This window comes from Streptomyces sp. ICC4 (genome assembly GCF_003287915.1).
GTDB lineage: Bacteria > Actinomycetota > Actinomycetes > Streptomycetales > Streptomycetaceae > Streptomyces > Streptomyces tritrimontium.
This window is the reverse complement of the sequence record NZ_CP030286.1, coordinates 4,778,676-4,795,603: the sequence shown is the minus strand read 5'-3', so window position 1 is coordinate 4,795,603 and position 16,928 is coordinate 4,778,676. Positions and strand designations below refer to the sequence as shown.

The 16,928-nt window shown below is 71.0% G+C and carries 17 protein-coding genes and 1 pseudogene; 11 read left to right on the top strand and 7 right to left on the bottom strand.

Translation table 11 applies throughout. The features are described from left to right. Nucleotides 1-30: 30 nt before the first annotated feature. Nucleotides 31-324 carry a hypothetical protein gene (locus DRB89_RS22260; RefSeq protein WP_112448770.1) on the bottom strand — a complete coding sequence of 98 codons (294 nt, stop codon included), beginning with the start codon at nucleotides 322-324 and terminating at the stop codon, nucleotides 31-33. A gap of 72 nt (nucleotides 325-396) precedes the next feature. Next, the gene (locus DRB89_RS22255; protein WP_112448771.1) at nucleotides 397-2,106 is read right to left on the bottom strand and encodes an acyl-CoA dehydrogenase; all 1,710 of its coding nucleotides are present in this window, start codon (nucleotides 2,104-2,106) and stop codon (nucleotides 397-399) included. Between the two features lie 162 nt (nucleotides 2,107-2,268). Between DRB89_RS22255 and DRB89_RS43095 the strand changes: the two genes are divergently transcribed. Together DRB89_RS43095 and DRB89_RS22245 are read left to right on the top strand one after the other, a co-directional pair. After that, the gene (locus DRB89_RS43095; protein ID WP_162688685.1) at nucleotides 2,269-2,463 is read left to right on the top strand and encodes a hypothetical protein; all 195 of its coding nucleotides are present in this window, start codon (nucleotides 2,269-2,271) and stop codon (nucleotides 2,461-2,463) included. Between the two features lie 468 nt (nucleotides 2,464-2,931). Continuing rightward, nucleotides 2,932-3,912: an AraC family transcriptional regulator gene (locus DRB89_RS22245; protein WP_112448773.1), complete on the top strand. Its 981-nt coding sequence runs from the start codon at nucleotides 2,932-2,934 to the stop codon at nucleotides 3,910-3,912. A gap of 57 nt (nucleotides 3,913-3,969) precedes the next feature. Here the strand turns inward: DRB89_RS22245 and DRB89_RS43090 are convergent, their stop codons facing one another. Then, complete coding sequence (locus DRB89_RS43090) at nucleotides 3,970-4,248, bottom strand: hypothetical protein (protein WP_162688684.1); 279 nt, start codon at nucleotides 4,246-4,248, stop codon at nucleotides 3,970-3,972. 444 nt (nucleotides 4,249-4,692) lie between these two features. On the opposite strand from DRB89_RS43090, the gene DRB89_RS22240 reads away from it, so the two are divergent. The 6 genes and pseudogenes from DRB89_RS22240 (at nucleotide 4,693) to DRB89_RS22215 (ending at nucleotide 10,731) form a co-directional block, all read left to right on the top strand. After that, nucleotides 4,693-6,999: a cytochrome P450 gene (locus DRB89_RS22240; protein ID WP_162688683.1), complete on the top strand. Its 2,307-nt coding sequence runs from the start codon at nucleotides 4,693-4,695 to the stop codon at nucleotides 6,997-6,999. 574 nt (nucleotides 7,000-7,573) lie between these two features. Next, nucleotides 7,574-8,257 carry a tyrosine-type recombinase/integrase gene (locus tag DRB89_RS22235; protein ID WP_239516282.1) on the top strand — a complete coding sequence of 228 codons (684 nt, stop codon included), beginning with the start codon at nucleotides 7,574-7,576 and terminating at the stop codon, nucleotides 8,255-8,257. Between the two features lie 134 nt (nucleotides 8,258-8,391). Continuing rightward, nucleotides 8,392-8,994: pseudogene (locus tag DRB89_RS22230) on the top strand (TSUP family transporter); the annotation flags it as partial. Then, nucleotides 8,983-9,348, top strand: a complete 366-nt coding sequence (locus DRB89_RS22225) for a TOBE domain-containing protein (protein ID WP_239516830.1) — start codon at nucleotides 8,983-8,985, stop codon at nucleotides 9,346-9,348. The pseudogene DRB89_RS22230 and the gene DRB89_RS22225, both read left to right, overlap by 12 nt. Nucleotides 9,349-9,643: 295 nt before the next feature. Continuing rightward, nucleotides 9,644-9,871, top strand: a complete 228-nt coding sequence (locus DRB89_RS22220) for a CbtB-domain containing protein (protein ID WP_112448775.1) — start codon at nucleotides 9,644-9,646, stop codon at nucleotides 9,869-9,871. 11 nt (nucleotides 9,872-9,882) lie between these two features. Beyond that, complete coding sequence (locus DRB89_RS22215; protein ID WP_112448776.1) at nucleotides 9,883-10,731, top strand: CbtA family protein; 849 nt, start codon at nucleotides 9,883-9,885, stop codon at nucleotides 10,729-10,731. Between the two features lie 76 nt (nucleotides 10,732-10,807). Here the strand turns inward: DRB89_RS22215 and DRB89_RS22210 are convergent, their stop codons facing one another. The 4 genes from DRB89_RS22210 to DRB89_RS22190 all read right to left on the bottom strand — a co-directional run bounded on the left by DRB89_RS22210 (nucleotide 10,808) and on the right by DRB89_RS22190 (nucleotide 14,985). Further along, nucleotides 10,808-12,064, bottom strand: a complete 1,257-nt coding sequence (locus DRB89_RS22210) for an MFS transporter (protein ID WP_112448777.1) — start codon at nucleotides 12,062-12,064, stop codon at nucleotides 10,808-10,810. Then, nucleotides 12,061-13,200, bottom strand: coding sequence for a PLP-dependent cysteine synthase family protein (locus DRB89_RS22205; protein WP_112448778.1), 1,140 nt, complete (start codon nucleotides 13,198-13,200; stop codon nucleotides 12,061-12,063). The genes DRB89_RS22210 and DRB89_RS22205 overlap by 4 nt, the downstream gene beginning before the upstream one ends. 840 nt (nucleotides 13,201-14,040) lie before the next feature. Further along, nucleotides 14,041-14,313 carry a LytR C-terminal domain-containing protein gene (locus tag DRB89_RS22195; RefSeq protein WP_112448780.1) on the bottom strand — a complete coding sequence of 91 codons (273 nt, stop codon included), beginning with the start codon at nucleotides 14,311-14,313 and terminating at the stop codon, nucleotides 14,041-14,043. Between the two features lie 78 nt (nucleotides 14,314-14,391). Beyond that, nucleotides 14,392-14,985 (bottom strand): copper resistance CopC family protein, encoded by a 594-nt coding sequence (locus tag DRB89_RS22190; RefSeq protein ID WP_112448781.1) that lies wholly within the window; start codon nucleotides 14,983-14,985, stop codon nucleotides 14,392-14,394. A gap of 494 nt (nucleotides 14,986-15,479) precedes the next feature. Between DRB89_RS22190 and DRB89_RS22185 the strand changes: the two genes are divergently transcribed. The 3 genes from DRB89_RS22185 (at nucleotide 15,480) to DRB89_RS22175 (ending at nucleotide 16,913) form a co-directional block, all read left to right on the top strand. After that, nucleotides 15,480-15,716 (top strand): hypothetical protein, encoded by a 237-nt coding sequence (locus DRB89_RS22185; RefSeq protein WP_112463397.1) that lies wholly within the window; start codon nucleotides 15,480-15,482, stop codon nucleotides 15,714-15,716. Nucleotides 15,717-15,801: 85 nt separating this feature from the next. Then, nucleotides 15,802-16,617 carry a hypothetical protein gene (locus tag DRB89_RS22180; protein ID WP_112450048.1) on the top strand — a complete coding sequence of 272 codons (816 nt, stop codon included), beginning with the start codon at nucleotides 15,802-15,804 and terminating at the stop codon, nucleotides 16,615-16,617. A gap of 101 nt (nucleotides 16,618-16,718) precedes the next feature. Beyond that, nucleotides 16,719-16,913: a hypothetical protein gene (locus DRB89_RS22175; RefSeq protein WP_112450049.1), complete on the top strand. Its 195-nt coding sequence runs from the start codon at nucleotides 16,719-16,721 to the stop codon at nucleotides 16,911-16,913. Nucleotides 16,914-16,928: the final 15 nt, after the last annotated feature.

The following is a 16,928-nucleotide window of genomic DNA, read 5'->3' as shown; positions in this document are numbered from 1 at the left end:
GGCCACCTGAGCGGCCCCGCCTCTGCGGAGCTACGGGGCACACAGTTCGCCCAGTTCGTTGACGTCCCGTTGAAGAGCCTGGGTTCCAGGGCTGCCCCAGGGGTGGCTGTTGAGGAAGCGCTGGGCGGCGGCGCGCACGGCCTGCCAGTCGTTGGCGTTCGTCGGGGCACCGGCGTTGCTCAGGTCCCCCTTGGTCCGGGCCACCACGTCGCGGCAGGTGGCCAGGGGCGCCGCGCTCACCGGAGCGGAGGCTCCGAACAGGGTGGCGCCGCCGAGGACCGCGGCCATCACGGCGACCGAGGTGACGGGCTGGAAGGATTTCACGGGTTTCGGGCTCCTGTTGGGACGGATCATGGGCAGAGGTTGGCTCCGCGCTGCGTGTACTCCGGATGTGGATCAAGGACGCATCGCGTAGGTTCCGGCGATCGCTTCGATGCCCTGCCACAGGTCGTGGGTCCGTTCGGTGTCGTGGGCGGGGGTGCGCAGGCAGGCGAGGGCGTGCTCGCGCTGTTGGTCCGTCGTGCCGGGCTTGCCGTGGAGTTCGGTGAGCGGACCGGCGAAGTCCCTGATGAGCAGCGCGAAGATCTGGTCGAGGACACCCCGGTCCAGTCCGGTCAGTCGGGCCTGCTCCAGGATGAGGTGGCCGTAGACGACGGTCATGAACAGCCGGCCGATCGGAAGCATGAAGTCGAGGTCTCCTCGCTGGCCGGCATCCGGACCGCAGGTGGCCAGCAGCTCGCGGAATCCTTCGACCTGTTCCCGGAAGCGCGTCACGTTCGCCACGTCCTCGAAGTGGTCGAAGGCGGGACGCCAGTCGTGGAAGCGGACCTCGCCGAGCCGGCCGGTGGAGCCCTGCCGGAACAGGAAGCCGTCGTCTCGGTCGTCGGTCCGGGAGGGCACCGGGTCGTAGGGGGCGTCGCCGAGCAGGTAGTTGCGCAGGAACTTCAGGATCAGCGTGATGTTGACGTGGACGGTCCCTTCCAGCCGTGGCAGGCCGGGCAGGTCGCGTGCGACCCAGTTGAAGTGGGTGTCGGCTTCGAAGCCCTTGGCCGCGATGGCGTCCCAGAGGAGGGTGACGACCTGCTCCGCCTCCGTGGTCACCTTCGTCTTGGACATGGCCGTGAAGAGGATGTAGCGGCGGTCGTCCTCTTGCGCGGACCTCATGTAGTCGACGGCGCGGTTCGTGAACATCTTCATGGCGAGCAGGCGGAGGTAGGCGTCGCTGAAGATCCGGCGGATGTGCGGGAAGTCGGTGACGCGCCGCCCGTAGAGCATGCGGGTGTGCGCGTGGTTGAGGGACTCGTGGAAGGCGTGCTCGCAGGCGCCGATGCCGGCGGTGCCGAGGTTGAACTTGCCGATGTTGACGGTGTTCAGGGCGACGTCGAGGGCCGGCTTGCCGGTGTGCAGGATGTCGTCGGCGGTGACGGGATAGTCGTCGAAGCTGATCTCGGCGACGTAGAGGTGGTCGTTGGCGACGTTGCGGACGGCCGTGTAGTTCGGGTGGCGGCTGTCGGCCAGGAAGAACACGTAGCCGTCCGGGCCTTCGACGTCGGCGCGGCGCCCGAAGGCGGTGACGATGCCGGCCACGTTCCCGTTGCCGATGTAGTACTTCGAGCCGCTAGCGCGGAACCCGCCGTCGGCCGTGGGGGTGAGGAGGAGGTCCGTCGCGTAGATGTCGGCTCCGTGGGTCTTCTCCGACAGGGCGAAGGCGGCCGAGTGGCCCTGCCTGAGGAGTTCGACCGTACGGCGGCGGGCTGTCGCGTTGCCGCTCTGCCAGACGGGGGCCAGGCCCAGCATGGTGACGTGCCAGGTGTACCAGCCGTTGATGCCGTAAAAGGCGAGGACCTCGTTGAAGGCGGTGTTGCGGGCGGTGTCCCAGCGCCCGTTGCCTCCATCGGCGGCCGAGGGGATCAGGCAGTGCGCGAAGATGCCCTGTTCTCCTGCGAAGGCGAGGAATTCGGCGAACCATGACGCGTAGCTTTCGACCAGCCGCTTCTTACCGCGCCCTTCGAACCAGTCGATCACGGCCCTCAGCAGCCGTCGGGTCTCCGGGTCGAACTCGGCGGGATCGTAGGACCGCGGGTTCAGAATCACCGGCTGAAGCATGTGGGATCACCCTGTTTCCTTGCGTGGCCGGGGCCCCGGCCGTCCTGGACTCTCGCGCACCCTTTGCGGACGTTCGAATATTCACGCCTGCTATCCCTCCTGCCTACCGTGGTGAGGCAGGGCATCGAGACCCACCTCGGGGATTAACAGACAGGAGCAGCGATGATGCGCAAGCAACTGATCGCAGCCGCAGTGACCGCGCTGTTCGCGGCCGGAGCGCTGGCGGCGGCGCCGAGCAGCTTCGCCGTGCCGTCGGCGTCGCCGGGCACCACGCACGTCGTGCTGAGCGGACGCGCCTCCCACAACACGTCCCTCGGCACTGTCGCGCCCCTCATTTGCAAGAGGGGCTGTAGCTGAACCATCCCGCGCGACGGAGGCTGCGCCGCCCTCTCCGCACCCCTTCGGGGAGGGCAGCCGTCGAGGACGGACTCCAGGCAGGCCTCCACCGAGAGGACAGGAGCAGCGGACCGCGCGGCCGTCGGCCGAGGAAGGGCCGGCGCCCCACGGCCCGGGATTCCGCTGGCACCGGACCGCATCAGCTCTGGTCCGCCGACTCGGTCGCGTCGCCTGGCCCTTCACCGCGAGTTCGGCGAAGGTCCGCCGCTCGGCCGTCGGTAGCACTACCTCGTCCAGGTGAACCTTGTCGCGATCCTGGAATCCGCCCATGAGCACGACCTCCTGACGCTGAGGCACCGACCGCACAACCGGCGGCGGCGATCCGGGACAAGGACCCCGCCCGGGGAAGTGCCCTGTCACCCATCGTGATGGGTGTCCAACAACATGTGAATGCTTGCCCGTCCGCGCGACTTGCGCGAGAGTCCGCTCATGGCCGCACCGCTGACCGCACCGCCGTCCGCACCCCTCCCCACGTCTGCGACCTGGGGAGATCCCATCACCGAGACCCTCGAACTCACCGGCGCGCGCTGCGCCTTGTCCCGCGGACTCATCGCCGCCGGGGACTGGGCACTGGCCTTTCCGGCGCCGGGCCGGCTCAAGATCCAGGCCGTGATGCAGGGTGTCGTCTGGCTGGTGATAGAGGGCGTCGAACACCCCGTCCGCCTGGAGGCCGGCGACATCGCCGTCTTCGCCGGCGACCGCCGGTACACCCTGGCGAGTGACCCGGCCGTGCCGCCGATCGACGCGCTGCCCGTGCTCCGGGCGACCACCGAGACATTCTTCCACGCCGGGGACGAAGGGCGGGACGCCGTCACGATCGGCGGCCACATCGATCTCAACACCACGGGCAGGGACCTGCTGCTGAGCGCCCTTCCACCTCTGATGCACGTCAGTGCCACCACGGCCGAGGCGCCCGCGGCCTGCTGGCTCATGGACCAGACCCTCCACGAGATGCGGTCGGCCGCTCCGGGTGCCGCCTTCGCGGCGGAGCACCTCGCGCAGCTGCTCTTCGTACAGGTCCTGCGCGTCTTCCTGACCGACGCGAGCGCCGACACCTACCCGGTGGGCTGGCTGCGCGCCCTCGCCGACGAACGCGTCGCCCCCGCCCTGCGCCTCATGCACGGAGACCCGGCCCGCCCCTGGACCCTGACCGAACTCGCCCGCGCCGCGGCCATGTCCCGCACCAGTTTCGCCCAGCGCTTCAAGGAGGTCGCGGGCGTCCCGCCCCTCACCTACCTGTGCACCTGGCGGATGCGCCTGGCCCAGCACACCCTGTGCCGGGAGGACACCCCCGTGGCGGCCATCGCCTCCGCACTGGGCTACGGCTCCGAGAGCGCCTTCAGCAACGCCTTCAAACGCACCACCGGAGTGGCTCCGCGCCGCTACCGGGAAGCCGTACGGGCAAACTGAGCCGACCGCCGCGCCGGCGCTGCCTCCAGCAGCACCGTCGGCCCGCCCCCGTGACCCCTACCCGCCCTGTGGGCAGGGGTCGCGGGGCGGCCAGGAGACCCCGCGCAGCGCCGCGACCGCCTGGAGCGTCCCGTCCGTACGGCCGGCCAGCAGACCCCGGGGAGTGCGGACGCTCCAGAGGGTGTCCGCACACGGTTCGGCCCGGCCCAGGGGAAGGGGATGGGTGATGTCCGTGACGTCCTGGATGACGACCTCGCCGTCAGCTCGTGCCGCGCTGTAGCTGCGGCCCATGCACTTGAAGACCGTGGGCCTCGACGTGACCTCATCGAGCCCCACGACCGAAGTCCCCTGCTCGAGCCCCCTACCGGACATTGGACCGCACATTACGCCTCCGTTACAGCAAGCTACCGATCAAACGCTCATGGTAGCCACGAGGCGGCAGTGGTCCTGCGGCTCAATGGGTTCGCCCGTCCGCGATACCTGCGTGAGAGTCCACAGAACCGGCGGACGAGAGGCCGTCGGGCCGACGAGCGGGTGACCAGCCCGCCCGTCCGGGCTTCCCTGCGCGGGAGCCCGGTCACGGGCCGCCCGCCGTGGCGGACTCTCGCGCAGGAAGCCCGGACGGTTGCGCATTCCGTCCTGATGGCGGGCAAACCTAGCCTGGCTCTCTGTGGGCGACGGGGCAGGGCCAACGGGCCGCCGGAGTGCCCGCTCGCCCGCAACCACCGCGCCGGCGCCTTCGAACCGCTGCGGGAACGCGCAACCCCTGAGGACGAGAACGTGACTACGGACGCCCCCGCATACCTGCCGCCCCGAACGGTCGCCACCGCTCCCGGGTGTCTGCCCCTGGTGGGGCACTCGCTGGCCCTGCTGCGCGACCCGATCGGCGTACTGCAGTCGATCCGACCCCTGGGCGACCTGGTGGAGATCCGGCTCGGCAACCTGTCCGTGTACGCCGTGAACTCGCCGGCGCTCCTGCGGGAGATGCTCGTGACAGACGCGGTCTCCTACGAGAAGGGACGCTACTTCCAGAAGTCCCGCCCCTTCCTCGGCAACGGACTGCCCAACTCCGAGGGTGACTTCCACCGCCGCCAGCGCCGTCTGATGATCCCGGCGTTCCACCGAGAGAAGCTCAACTCCTACACCGGCGTCATGCGCCTGAGCGCCACCACGTACTCCGAGGCCTGGACACCGGACAGCACGATCGACGTGGCCTCCGAGATGTACGCGATCGGCAGCGAGGCCGTGGCCAAGGCCCTTTTCGGCAGCGCCCTGGGCAACGAGGAGGTGCGCCTCATCCGGCGCTGGCTGCCCACCTACGTGCACGAGTTGATGCGGCGTGTGGTCTCGCCCGTCGACTGGCTGGACCGCCTCCCCACCCCTGGAAACCGCCGCTTCCGGGAGTCGGGCACCCAGTTGCGCAAGGTCGTCGACCGGCTGATCCGTGAGCGCCTCGCCGACGGACGGCCCCGTGCGGACCTCCTCGGCATGCTGATGGCCGCCCGCGACTCCGACACGGGGGAACCGATGAGCCCGGACCAGCTCCACGACGAGGTCATGACCGTCATGGCCGCCGGGATCGAGACCGCCTCGACCAGCCTGACCTGGCTCTTCCACGAAGTCGGCTCCCGGCCCGACATCGAGCGACGGCTCCACGCCGAACTCGACGAGGTCCTCGGATCGAGGCCCGTCACCTTCGAGGACCTGCCGAAGCTCGTCTTCACCCAGAACCTGGTCAGGGAGACGCTCCGGCTGCGCAGCCCGGCCTGGATCCTGATGCGCCAGCCCGCCCGCCCCGGCGTCGTCCTCGGCGGAGTGGAGATCCCCGCGGAAACCGAGCTCCTGTTCAGCCCGCTCACCATCCACCGCGACCCCGGCCTGTACCCGGACCCCATGGAGTTCGACCCGGACCGGTGGCTGACCGCCGACCCGCGCGGCTGGGCCTTCCTGCCGTTCGGCGCAGGCCCCCGCAAGTGCATCGGCGACCACTTCGCCCTCACCGAGATGGCCACGGTCGTCGCCACCGTCGCCGCCCGCTGGCGCCTGGTCCCGCTCTCCGAGCAGCCGCCCCGCGAGGTGCCCGGGGCCGTACTGGTCCCGAGCCTGTTGCAGATGTCCCCGCAGCCCCGCGCCGCGCAGACCCGCAGCGGCGGCACGCGGAGCGACGCCGGCCTCCACCTCCCGTTCCCCGCACGGATCAGCCCCGACGCCGCACGCGCGGCCGCCGAACACCTGCAGTGGCCCCGGTCCTTCGGCCTCCTCCCCACCGACGCGGCCGCCGAGCGCCACGCCCGCGGCCACTACGCCGAACTCGCCGCCCGCTTCCACCCGGCCGCGACCGGGCCGGACCTGGCCCTGGGCGTCGACCAGATGAGCTGGTTCTTCTGCTTCGACGACGCCTTCGACGGCCCGGCCGGCGACGACCCCGGACAGGCCCGCACGGTGGTCGACGTGGTCGCCGCCGCCCTGGACCAGCACCCCGCCCCCGACGCACCACCGCTCGCCCGCGCCTTCCACGACCTCTGGCTGCGCAGCCGCGAGGGCATGTCACCGTCCTGGTGCGAGCGGGCCGCCGCGCACTGGCGGGCGTACCTCTACGGGCACGTCCAGGAAGCCACCAACCGGCAATCCGGCACCCTGCTCACCGTGGACGAGTACCTAGGACTGCGCCGCGACACCATCGGCGTGCAGCCCACGCTCGACCTCGCCGAACGGATCGGCCACTACGAACTGCCCGCCGCCCTCTTCGCCTCGGACACCGTGACAGCTCTGCGCACCCTGGCCGCCGAGATCGACTCCCTCCACAACGACCTCTACTCGCTCTCCAAGGAGGAATCCGGTGCGGACCCGCACAACCTCCTGCTGATCCTCCAGCGCACGGACGGGGCGGACCGCGACGACGCCTCCACCAGCGTGCTGGGCATGCTGCACGCACGCATCGCACGCTTCCGCAGCCTCGAAAGCGAACTGCACGCCCCTGCCGGCATGGCCCTGGACCGCTACCTCCGCGACGCCCTGCACACGGTCATGCGCGGCCCCTACGACTGGGCACCACGATCCGGTCGCTACAGCACCAACCCGCTGTGATCACCGGGACGGTCCTGGACACCGCTCGCACGGATGGCGTGACGGTAGTGGCGCGGGACGCGCCGGTCGCGCGTAGCCCTCGGGTGTACGCCAGGCAGGTACGGCACAGCTTCGGCATCCCGAGGCAAGAGTCCACGAGCGTGGCAGCACATGACGAGGCGCCCCTTCCAACCGCCGGTCCCCACTCAGGTGCACGACCTGCCACCAGCCCCCGCCCTGACCGAGGCTGAGGCATGGCTGGCATGGACCTCAAGACAGGTCGCACGCCGCGACCCGACCAGCCGGCCCCACCCATGCCCCTACCCGCCTGGCCTGAACCCTCGCAGGCGCGGCGGGCACCAGGATCCGGACCGTTTCCGGACCAGTTGCCTCCAACGAACCGTACGCACCACAGTTTTCGCTGGTCAGCGTGGGTGCGATGACTGTACCTCCAGGAGACGAAGAACCTCCTGGTGAGTCACTCCCTCGACTGAAGGCCTGACCGGTTCAACGAGTGGGCGTGCCAGCCAGTAGACCGAGCTACCACAGGGGACACACCTGGGCCCCCAAACAGCGCCCTCGCCGGGTTTGATGCATGGAGTGGGCGCCCGCTGGTCACCCCGCCGGGCATGGGGGCGCCCCCTGCTGGCGCGACCGCGGCGGCTTCAACACCGCGCTTCGTCGACTGCCCACAACGTCGTGCGCCGGCCTCCGCGACATACGCACCGCCGGCGACGACCGGTTCCTCCTCATCGCCGACCTGATGAGCGGCTGCGGCATGCGCAACGGCGAGGCCTTCGCCGTGAACCTCAACAACCTGGTCGCCAGCGACATCTACCGCATCACCGAGCAGGTCAACCAGACCACCAAGACCTACGGCCGCCTCAAACACCGCAAAGCGACCGACTACCGCGACGTCCCTCTCCCGGCCCGCGTCCGGGAAACCATCGAGTGGTACGCGGACAAGCACGGCACGGTCGACGGCTACCTCCTCCGCCACCCCATGGACCCCACGAGGCCCTACCTGGCCTACTACCTCCAGAACCAGTGGCAGCGCGTCAAGCGCACAGATGAGGTCGACATCCCCGAGGGCATGGTCATCTACAGCCTCCGCCACTTCTTCGCCTCGAACTGCCTCACCAACGGCATCCCCATCACCGACGTCGCCGAATGGATGGGCCACAAGAGCCTCGACATCACCTTCAAGATCTACCGCCACCTCATGCCCGGCTCCATCGGCAAAGCCGCCAAAATCCTCGACGTCGGCCTGGCTGCGTGAAGTAGTCGCCTTCGGCCACGCGCTCCACCTGGTGCGCCATCGGGAACTGCCCGCGCAGACCAGATGCCGGGCACCCCGGCTTCGCGAGACAGATCCCGCTGATACTCGAATGGTGATCTACGGAGGGGCATCCAGTGACGTGGTCGTCAGGGCTGTTGGGGTTCGCGGCCGGGCTGGTCATCTCGATGACGACCGCCCCGGTCGGGGTGTCCGGTGCGGTGTTCCTGCTGCCGGTTCAGGTCAGCGTCTTGGGAGTGCCCTCTCCGTCCGTGACGCCCACCAACCCTCTCTACAACGTGGTCGCCGGGCCGGGTGCGCTGCTGCGGCACGCCCGCAGTGGCCGGCTTGGCGGGCCACTGACCCGCCTGTTGCTGGTCGGTACCGTTCCCGGCGTGGTCGTAGGGGCCGCGATCCGGGTGTTCGCGGTCCCCGGTCCGACCGTCTTCCGCATGTTCATCGCGGCCCTGCTGCTTCCGCTCGGCGTCTGGCTGTGCGCCCGGACCATCCGACCGGCTACGGGACGACGAACGGCCAAGCCACCGTCCCCTCGGGCCACCGGCGCCCTGGCACTGGTGGTGGGAACGGTCGGCGGGATCTACGGCATCGGGGGCGGCCCCCTGCTCGGCCCGATCCTCGTCGGCCGCGGCGTACCGGTCTCCGAGGTCGCCCCCGCCGCCCTCGCGTCGACCTTCGTGACCTCCGTCGTCGGCGCCTCCACGTACGCCCTGCTGTCGCTGATCGCATCCGTCAGCGTCGACACCGCCCGGCGGTGGGCCGACGTCGACCGCTTCCCCACCTTCCGCGAGAGCACCCGGCGGATGGTCTCCGGCGAACACCTGGCGGCGTTCTGCGTCGAACTGGCCCAGGAGGCGGCCGACGAGGAGCCGCACACGTCAGCCCGCAACGGGTTCCCCGGCATCGTCACCGCAGTCACGCTCGGCAAGGTCTCCGCCCAAGTCGAGATCCAGGCCGGCCCCCACCGTGTCGTCTCCCTCCTCACCCGGGAAGCGGTGGAGGAACTGGGACTCGAGGCCGGCGTCCAGGCCGTGGCCCGGGTCAAGTCCACCAGCGTCCACATCGATCTGGGCTAACGTCCCGGCACGGCAGACAGGCGCTCGAGGGGGCGCGGGCGCGCACGGCATCGTCGCAGCGTGCTCCTGTGATCAGGGACTCACGCCCTTGGCCGAAAGCGGAGCGCAGGGTAGCGTCACGGCGACATTTAGACATAGCGACGACGGCGAGACGGAAGTCCGGTGTGAATCCGGCATGGTCGCGCCACTGTGTGCTGCGGTGACATCCTCCGGGGTGGCATCGCGGCGAGTCAGACCCGAGGACCGTCGTCCTGCACCACCGTATGGGACGCGTGTTCCCCGAGGAGGTTCCATCATGGCCGAGGCTGTCGCTTCCGCTGCCATACCCACCCCTTCCGACTCCCTGTCGGCCCCGCTGCCCGTGCGCGCCGTACTGCCCTGGGCGGTCTTCGTCGGCCTCTTGATGCTCGTCGCCCTGTACTTCGTCGGTGCCGAACAGGGCGCCACGGCCGTGTTCTCCGGTGAAGGCGTGCACGAGTGGGTGCACGACGGTCGTCATCTGCTCGGCTTCCCCTGCCACTGAGAGGCACGCACATGTACGCCTCTACTGTCAGAGGACTGCTGGTCCGCGGCATGCTCGCGGGTCTGATCGCCGGACTGTTCGCCTTCGCCGTCGCCTACGTGGTGGGTGAGCCCCCGGTACGGGGTTCCATCGCTGTGGAGGAGGCCCAGGCCGCTCAGGAGGCTCAGGCCGACCCCGCCGCGGCTGCCCAGAGCTCGCATGCCGGACACGGCGCCGCCGCTCCGGCCGAGGCTGCGGACGAGGAGGAAGAACTGGTCAGCCGGCCGGTCCAGTCGACCGTCGGCCTGGCCACCGGCGTTCTGGTCTACGGGGTCGCGCTGGGTGGCGTCGCCTCCCTGGCGTTCTCCTTCGCCCTTGGCCGCGTGGGCAAGTTCAGCCCGCGCGCGACGGCGGCGCTCACCGCGGCGGGGGCCTTCGCGACCGTCTACCTGGTGCCGTTCCTGAAGTACCCGGCCACCCCGCCGGCCGTCGGCAACCCGGACACCATCGGGCAGCGCACCACGCTGTTCTTCCTGATGATCCTGCTCAGCGTCCTGCTCGGCCTCGGCGCGATCATCGCGGGCCGGCGGCTGGCTCCGCGCCTGGGCAACTGGAACGCGACGCTGACCGCCGGTGGCGGCTTCGTCGTTGCCGCTGCGATCGCGTTCGTCTTCCTGCCGGCGAACGACGACGCGGTCAAGCCCGGTTTCCCCGCAGCCCTGTTGTGGGAGTTCCGGGTCGCCTCGCTGGCCGTCCAGGTCGTATTGTGGCTCGTGTTCGCGATCGTCTTCGGAGTCCTGGCCCAACGACTCCTGGCCACGCGGGCCGTGGGCGCCGACGCGGAGGCGACAGCGCAGCGCGAAGCGCCCGTACTCAGCTGACTTCGCACCCCGTGCCTGTGTACGACGGCCCCGCTCCCTCCACGTGGAGGGGGCGGGGCCGTTCGCTTTCCGCCGCTCAGGCCGGGGCGAGCACACGTGCCTGGGGCGTGAGGCGTCCGGTCCGGGCCAGGACGGCGACGGCGGCCGCGCAGCCCAGCCCGGTCGCGGTGAGGGCGAGCCAGGTGATCCACAGGGCCTGATGGCGGACGGCGAAGTCCCACAGTGCGCCGGTGACCAGGTTGCCGAGGGTGATGCCGAGGCCGGAGACGGTGTTGTAGAGCCCGTAGTGGGTGGCGACCAGGCGGTCGCCGGACAGAGCCACGACGGTGTCCATCTCGAACGGGTAGACGATGGCGCTGCCCACGGCGAGGAGCACCACTGCCGCCGTCAAAGAGACCAGCGACAGGTACGGAGCTCTGGACGGGGTGAACACCAGCGGGAGAAAGGCCACTCCCATGGCGGCCAGCCCACGGACCAGGGCCTGCCGCGGGGTCCAGCGGCGTTTCGCCCAGCCCGTCAGCCGGAGTTGCCCAGCCACGGCGACAGCCGCCGATACGACGAACAGGCCGCTGGTGGCCCGGGTTCCCGCCACATCACCGAGGGCGTCTGCCGCGGCCAGCGGCAGGGCGAGGTACACCTGGAAGGTCAGGACGTAGGAGCCGATCATCGCGATCGAGAAGAGCAGGAACGGCCGGTTGGCCACGACGGTCCGCCACTGCGCGAGTACGCCCTCCGGCGAGTCGGCCGCGGCGGCATTGCCTCCGCGGTCGGGCAGAGCCCGCCATTGCAACAAGGTCAGCGCGGCGAAGATGAGGGCCGACGCCGCGCAGACCGCCCGGAAGTCCGCCGCCAGGAGTGCGAGTCCGACGAGCGGGCCGAGGAGCATGCCGGCCTGGTAGTAGACGTTGAAGGTGGCGAAGGCGTCCACGCGCCGGTCCCCCGCCTCGGCGGCGAGGTAGGCCCGCACGGCCGGGTTGAAGAGGGCGCCGGCGAATCCGGTGGCGGCGGAGGCGACGATGAGGGCCGGCAGGGTGTCGACCCAGCCGAGCAGTCCGAATCCGAGGGTGCGGAGCAGGCAGCCGGCCATGATCGGGGCCCTGTAGCCGTAGCGGTCCGCGAGGGTGCCACCGATGAGGAACATGCCCTGCTGGGAGAGGTTGCGTACGCCGAGCACCAGGCCGACGGCCCAGGCGGCCAGGCCGAGGCCGCCTGCGAGGTGGGCGGCCAGGTAGGGCATGAGCATGTAGAAGGCGAGGTTGATGGCGAACTGGTTGGCCATCAGAAGGCGTACCGCGGGTGGGAAGGAGGCGGTCTGCCGCCACAGCGCCTTCATCGGGACGCTCCGGCCGACTCGCCCCGGCGGGTGGCGCCGAGGGGATCGAGGACGGTGGTGCACCGGGTCCAGCGGGTGATCGTCTTCTCGCCCTGGTAGGTGACCTCCTCGGGGTCGTCGGCGGGCCGGTGGTCCAGGAGGTCGTGCGCGACGCAGTACGCGTCGTCGAAGACGGTGCCGACGTAGCGCTGGGGTCCGTCGGGGAAGACGGCGACGATCCTCGATTCGGCGGGCATGGTCTTGGCCAGCCAGCGGGCGGTGAGGCCGACCGCGCCGACGCTCCAGCCGCCGCTCGCGTAGCGGTTGCGGGCGAGTGCGCGGGCCGACCAGACCGCTTCGGCGGCGGAGACCCAGTGGACCTCGTCGAACAAGTCGTAGGCGACGTTGCCGGGGAAGATGCTGCTGCCCAGTCCGCGCATCAGGCGGGGCGCGGCCGGCTGGCCGAAGATCGTGGAGCCGGTGGTGTCCACGCCCACCACCCGCAGGTCGGGGAAGAAATCGCGCAGGACGGAGGCGATGCCGGCGGAGTGTCCGCCGGTGCCCACGCTCACGACGAGGGCGTCGATCCGGCCGAGCTGGGCGACGAGTTCGTGGGCCAGCGGCCGGTACGCGGTCACGTTGTCGGGGTTGTTGTACTGGTCTGGGCACCAGGAGCCCGGATCGGCGGCGAGGAGTTCTTCCACCCGCTGCCGACGCGCCTGCTGCCAGCCGCCTACCGGGTGCGGAGCGTCGACCAGCTCGACGTCGGCCCCGTAGGCGGTGAGCAGGCCGGTCATCAGCGGCTCCATGCCGGGGTCGGTGACGACGGTGACGGGATGGCCGAAGGTCACTCCGGCCAGAGCCAGACCCAGGCCGAGTGTTCCCGAGCTGGACTCGACGATCCGTGCGCCGGGGCGGAGTTCACCGCGTTCGCGGGCGGCCTGAACCATGTACAGGGCGGTACGGTCCTTGATCCCGCCGGGATTGCAGCCTTCGAGCTTGGCCCAGAATCCCCGCCCGGCGGCGGTGAACGGCTCACCCACCCACAGGGTGGGCGTGTTGCCGACCAGGCCGGCGGGGGTGAGCGTGGGGCGCTTGGTCTCGGCCAGGAGTTGGGCGGGCGAGGCGGAAAGGGTGAACGGAGCAGAGGAGTTCATGACGTGCTTCTCCCTCGGCCGGGGCGCGTGCGAAGGCGCGCGGGCGGCCGTGCTGGGGTGTCCGGGGGCTGATCGGGAGAGCCGCGGCAGCAGGCAAGTGCACCCACCGCATCAGGCGCGGCTCAGCCTCCGATCAGGTCCGCCATACACCGAGCAGCGCCCGGTCTCCCCTCACAACACCCGGGCCGCCGACCACCCCCGGCGGATGGCCGCCCCCGAACCCGAGCGGCGCCGCGGCCGGCACCGACTCGAGGGTCGTCGGAGAGCCGTCGACCGCGGTCACCGGCGCCGCAACGTCGCGAGGGGCCCGCAGGGTGGGTTCATCCGCGTCCACACATCCGCTGGCGTCGCCGTCAGTCGGGCCCATCTGTGCTGCGCCGAACCGCTCGGAGGGTACGAAGGCCGATCCGCAGCCCGGCGAGGCCGCAGCCTCCGCCGACAGGGTGTCTACGCGAGCCGAGTCCGGGGACATCGGCCCATGAGCGCAGAGCAGCAGATGCAGGAGGGCAGCCAGGGCTAGCGTCAACACCGCCCCGCTCCACGACACAGGGCGTCGGCTGCCCCCGCGTACCGCCCTGATCACCATGAACACAAACAGTAATCAAACCAGCACATAAAGTTCCCGTCAGGCGGTGCTCCACCCGCCGTCCCGGCAGCGCCCAGAGCGGCAGACCCCATGGGAACAGCGGGAAGCACCCCGCTCGCGTGCGCGCTGGTCCCCGGGCAAGACGAATCACGCGATACGTCAGATCGGGTGGAACTTGGCCCCGAGTAGCCCTCTCGACGGGGCCGGGTGATGACCCGCCTCAACCGGTCCGGGAGAACGAGCGGTCCGTTGCATCAGGACGGCGGCGGCAGCTCCGGGCCGACCGTGAGAACGAGCACCGAAGCGGATCCGGCGCCTGATTGCTCGGCTGTGAGCCCCGGCAGGCGTCCCGCGAGTGCCTTCGCCTGCGACTCCATCCCGGCCGGGTAGGTGAGCGAACTCTTCGCCGCCGGAGCGTTGCCGGTGGCCACGACCTGGAAGCCGAGTCCGCGCAGCTGCTCGGCGACCTGCTGGGCGCGCCCGGAGACGCCGGTGGCGTTGAGGCGGCGTTGCCGCCCCCGGCCCACACCGCGGCCAGGGCCACGGCCAGTGCGGCAACCAGCGAGGCGCCGAGGATCAGCCGGAGCCGCGGGCTGCGGCGGGCCTCACTCGCCACGGCCGGCCCGATTCCGGCGCACGGCGAAGATGACCGCGCCGATGACGACGACCAGGCCGACGCCGAACCCGAGCACAGCGGGCATCGCGCTGCCGCCCGCCTCCCTGTGGGGCGCGGGCGACGGGGAGCCTGTGGCGGGCGCCGGTGGCGGAGTCGCAGAGGGAGTGGATGCCGGGCCCGGGCCGACGGGCTGCTTGACGGTGAAGGTGTACGAGCCGGAGACCGGGTGACCGTCGGCGGACACCACGCGGTAGCCGACCGTGTACGTCCCCGGCAGTCCGGAAGCCTGCAGGGCGAGGCTGACCTGCTTGCCGGACACCTTCGGCGCGTCGGCCGGTGCGGGCTGTCCGTCCGGCCGGGTCAGCCCGATCTGGGCGTACTTCTGGTCCATCTGGTCGCTGAAGGTCAGAGTCAGGGAACCGGGCATCTGCTCCAGGGTGGCGCCGTCGGCCGGAGTGGAGCTTTCGAGATCGGTGTGTGCGGTCGCCTGGGGAGCGGCGAGGGTGATGAAGGCCGTGGCGCAGAGCGGTACGGCGAGGAAACGTGCCGCCCGAGGGACGGCACGCCGGTGAAGGACGGGCATGTGCGAGCTCTCTGTATCCCCTGGCGTCAGGGCACGCCGGGGTGTGATGGGGCCCCGGCGTCTCGTGCGCCGGCCCTCACGTCACGGCCGTCAGGCCATGCAGCAGGACGCACAGCACCGCCAGTACTGCCGCCCGTACCGCGCGCACCGCCCCGGACGCCGGGTTCGAGAAACCACCCACCGCGCGCCCTCCTCGACGGGCCTGCCGCGGCCTTCGCGGTGGCCGTCGGGGCGGCCGCCCTGTGCCTGACCCTGGCCCTCGTCACCCGGGTGCCGGCCGCCCGTACGCACGCCCTAGTGGTGCCCGCCCGGGACCGGGTCCCGGCCCAGGACTCCGGCGGAGCCGCCCGGGCAGCCGGTCAGGGTGCCGCCCTGGAGGGCGCCGTCTACGCCTGGCGCCGAAGCACCCCCAGCGACCGTCCCGGCAGCGCCACCCGGTCCCCGGCCGCCGACTGCCCGCCTGGACCTACTCCACCCGCGCCCTCAAGACCTACATGTACGCGGGCGCCGCCGGCGCGGCCGTCACCGTAGCCGCCATATACGGCCCCGCCATCGGCGCCGGAGCCGCGGCAGCCGCCGCCGGGGTCTGGGCCGCCGTCATCACCGCCGCCAAGGTCCTCGGCTCCATCGCCTTCCTGCTCGGCCTCGTCTACGTCCTGGCCCCGCGGAAGAGGAAGCCCCGCACCGGCACCTTCGAGGGCGTCCTGTCCGGGACCTGGCGCCAGGACTGACTCACCCCACCTCGAACTCCACCGGTCCCGCCCTCCAGCACAGGGCGGTGCCGGTGCCGTACGACCCCGACTCCGGAGGAGCTCCGTGTCCACCACCATCCGCGTCGCCGCACTCACGATCGGCGGCAAGACCGTCGAGTGCCCCGACGGCGCCGGCCGCAAGCCCGCCGCACTGCGCCTGCTCCCGTCCGGCCCGGCCGTCATGGCCACCTGCGGCCAGAGTCACGGAGCCAACCGACTCGGCGTCGGCGGCAAGCAGTGCTTCTTCGCCCTCAACGGCCTCACCGCCCAGGCCCTGGCCACCATCGCCACCCAGCTCAAGCCCGGGAAGATCGCCGTGACCCTGCCCGGCGGCGTGAAGCTGGAGGGCCGAATCCTCGAGACTGGCACCGCCGACGCCAAGACCCAGGCCGCAGCCGCCCAGTTCGCCAAGGCCAACGGCCAGCAGCCCGGCGACCAACGCGGCCGCGCCCCCAGCGGTGGCGGAACCGCCAAGGCCGCCTTCGGTGCCCTCACCGGAGCCTTCGGCGCCGTCAGCGCCGTCGCCGGAGCCGCCGGCCAGATCGCCGGAGCTGCCGGATCGGCGGTCACCGCCACGGCCGGAGCGGCCGGGAAAGTTGCCGACGCGGGCAAAGCCGGATTCGGAACCGCCACCGCCGGAATCAACGCGGTCAGCAAGAACTCCGCGCTGCGGCACAAGAGCGAACAGAACCGCGAGGACCGCATGGAGCGCGGCGAAGAACGGGCCCACGACGCCACCCAGCGCGGCGAAGAGCGCGCCGACAAGGAGCGCCGCGACATTCGCCGCGACCGGGCCGCCGAGCGGCGCGAGGCCCAGGCGGAGCGGGAATCCCAGCGGACCCACGAGCGCGAAACCCAAGGCCAGAGCGACGACGGCTGAACCAGCCGCCACCGGAAACCCACCTTGCAAACACAGTTAGGCCCGTTACCCCCAACACCCCTAACTGCACGGAATCCATTGCCAGCGACCAGGAGAAGGCCATGTTCAAAGCAGGCGACGAAGTACGGATCGTGAGCTGCGAAGACGACAGCCGTGCGGTCGGACGGACCGGGCGGATCGTGGACGAGACCCCGCCCGGCCCGCTCACCGGCGGCCGCTGGACCGTCGACCGGATCGGCATCCTCATCGGCCCCGTCCTGTGCCACGGGTACGAGCTGGAGAAGGCCGGCTCCTGACCCTGCACGTCACAC

Coding starts and splice junctions, on each gene's coding strand:
- DRB89_RS22255 (WP_112448771.1), bottom strand. CDS start 2,106: ATGCTTCAGCCGGTGATTCTGAACCCGCGGTCCTACGATCCCGCCGAG.
- DRB89_RS43095 (WP_162688685.1), top strand. CDS start 2,269: ATGATGCGCAAGCAACTGATCGCAGCCGCAGTGACCGCGCTGTTCGCG.
- DRB89_RS22245 (WP_112448773.1), top strand. CDS start 2,932: ATGGCCGCACCGCTGACCGCACCGCCGTCCGCACCCCTCCCCACGTCT.
- DRB89_RS22235 (WP_239516282.1), top strand. CDS start 7,574: ATGGAGTGGGCGCCCGCTGGTCACCCCGCCGGGCATGGGGGCGCCCCC.
- DRB89_RS22220 (WP_112448775.1), top strand. CDS start 9,644: ATGGCCGAGGCTGTCGCTTCCGCTGCCATACCCACCCCTTCCGACTCC.
- DRB89_RS22215 (WP_112448776.1), top strand. CDS start 9,883: ATGTACGCCTCTACTGTCAGAGGACTGCTGGTCCGCGGCATGCTCGCG.
- DRB89_RS22210 (WP_112448777.1), bottom strand. CDS start 12,064: ATGAAGGCGCTGTGGCGGCAGACCGCCTCCTTCCCACCCGCGGTACGC.
- DRB89_RS22205 (WP_112448778.1), bottom strand. CDS start 13,200: ATGAACTCCTCTGCTCCGTTCACCCTTTCCGCCTCGCCCGCCCAACTC.
- DRB89_RS22190 (WP_112448781.1), bottom strand. CDS start 14,985: ATGCCCGTCCTTCACCGGCGTGCCGTCCCTCGGGCGGCACGTTTCCTC.
- DRB89_RS22185 (WP_112463397.1), top strand. CDS start 15,480: ATGTACGCGGGCGCCGCCGGCGCGGCCGTCACCGTAGCCGCCATATAC.
- DRB89_RS22175 (WP_112450049.1), top strand. CDS start 16,719: ATGTTCAAAGCAGGCGACGAAGTACGGATCGTGAGCTGCGAAGACGAC.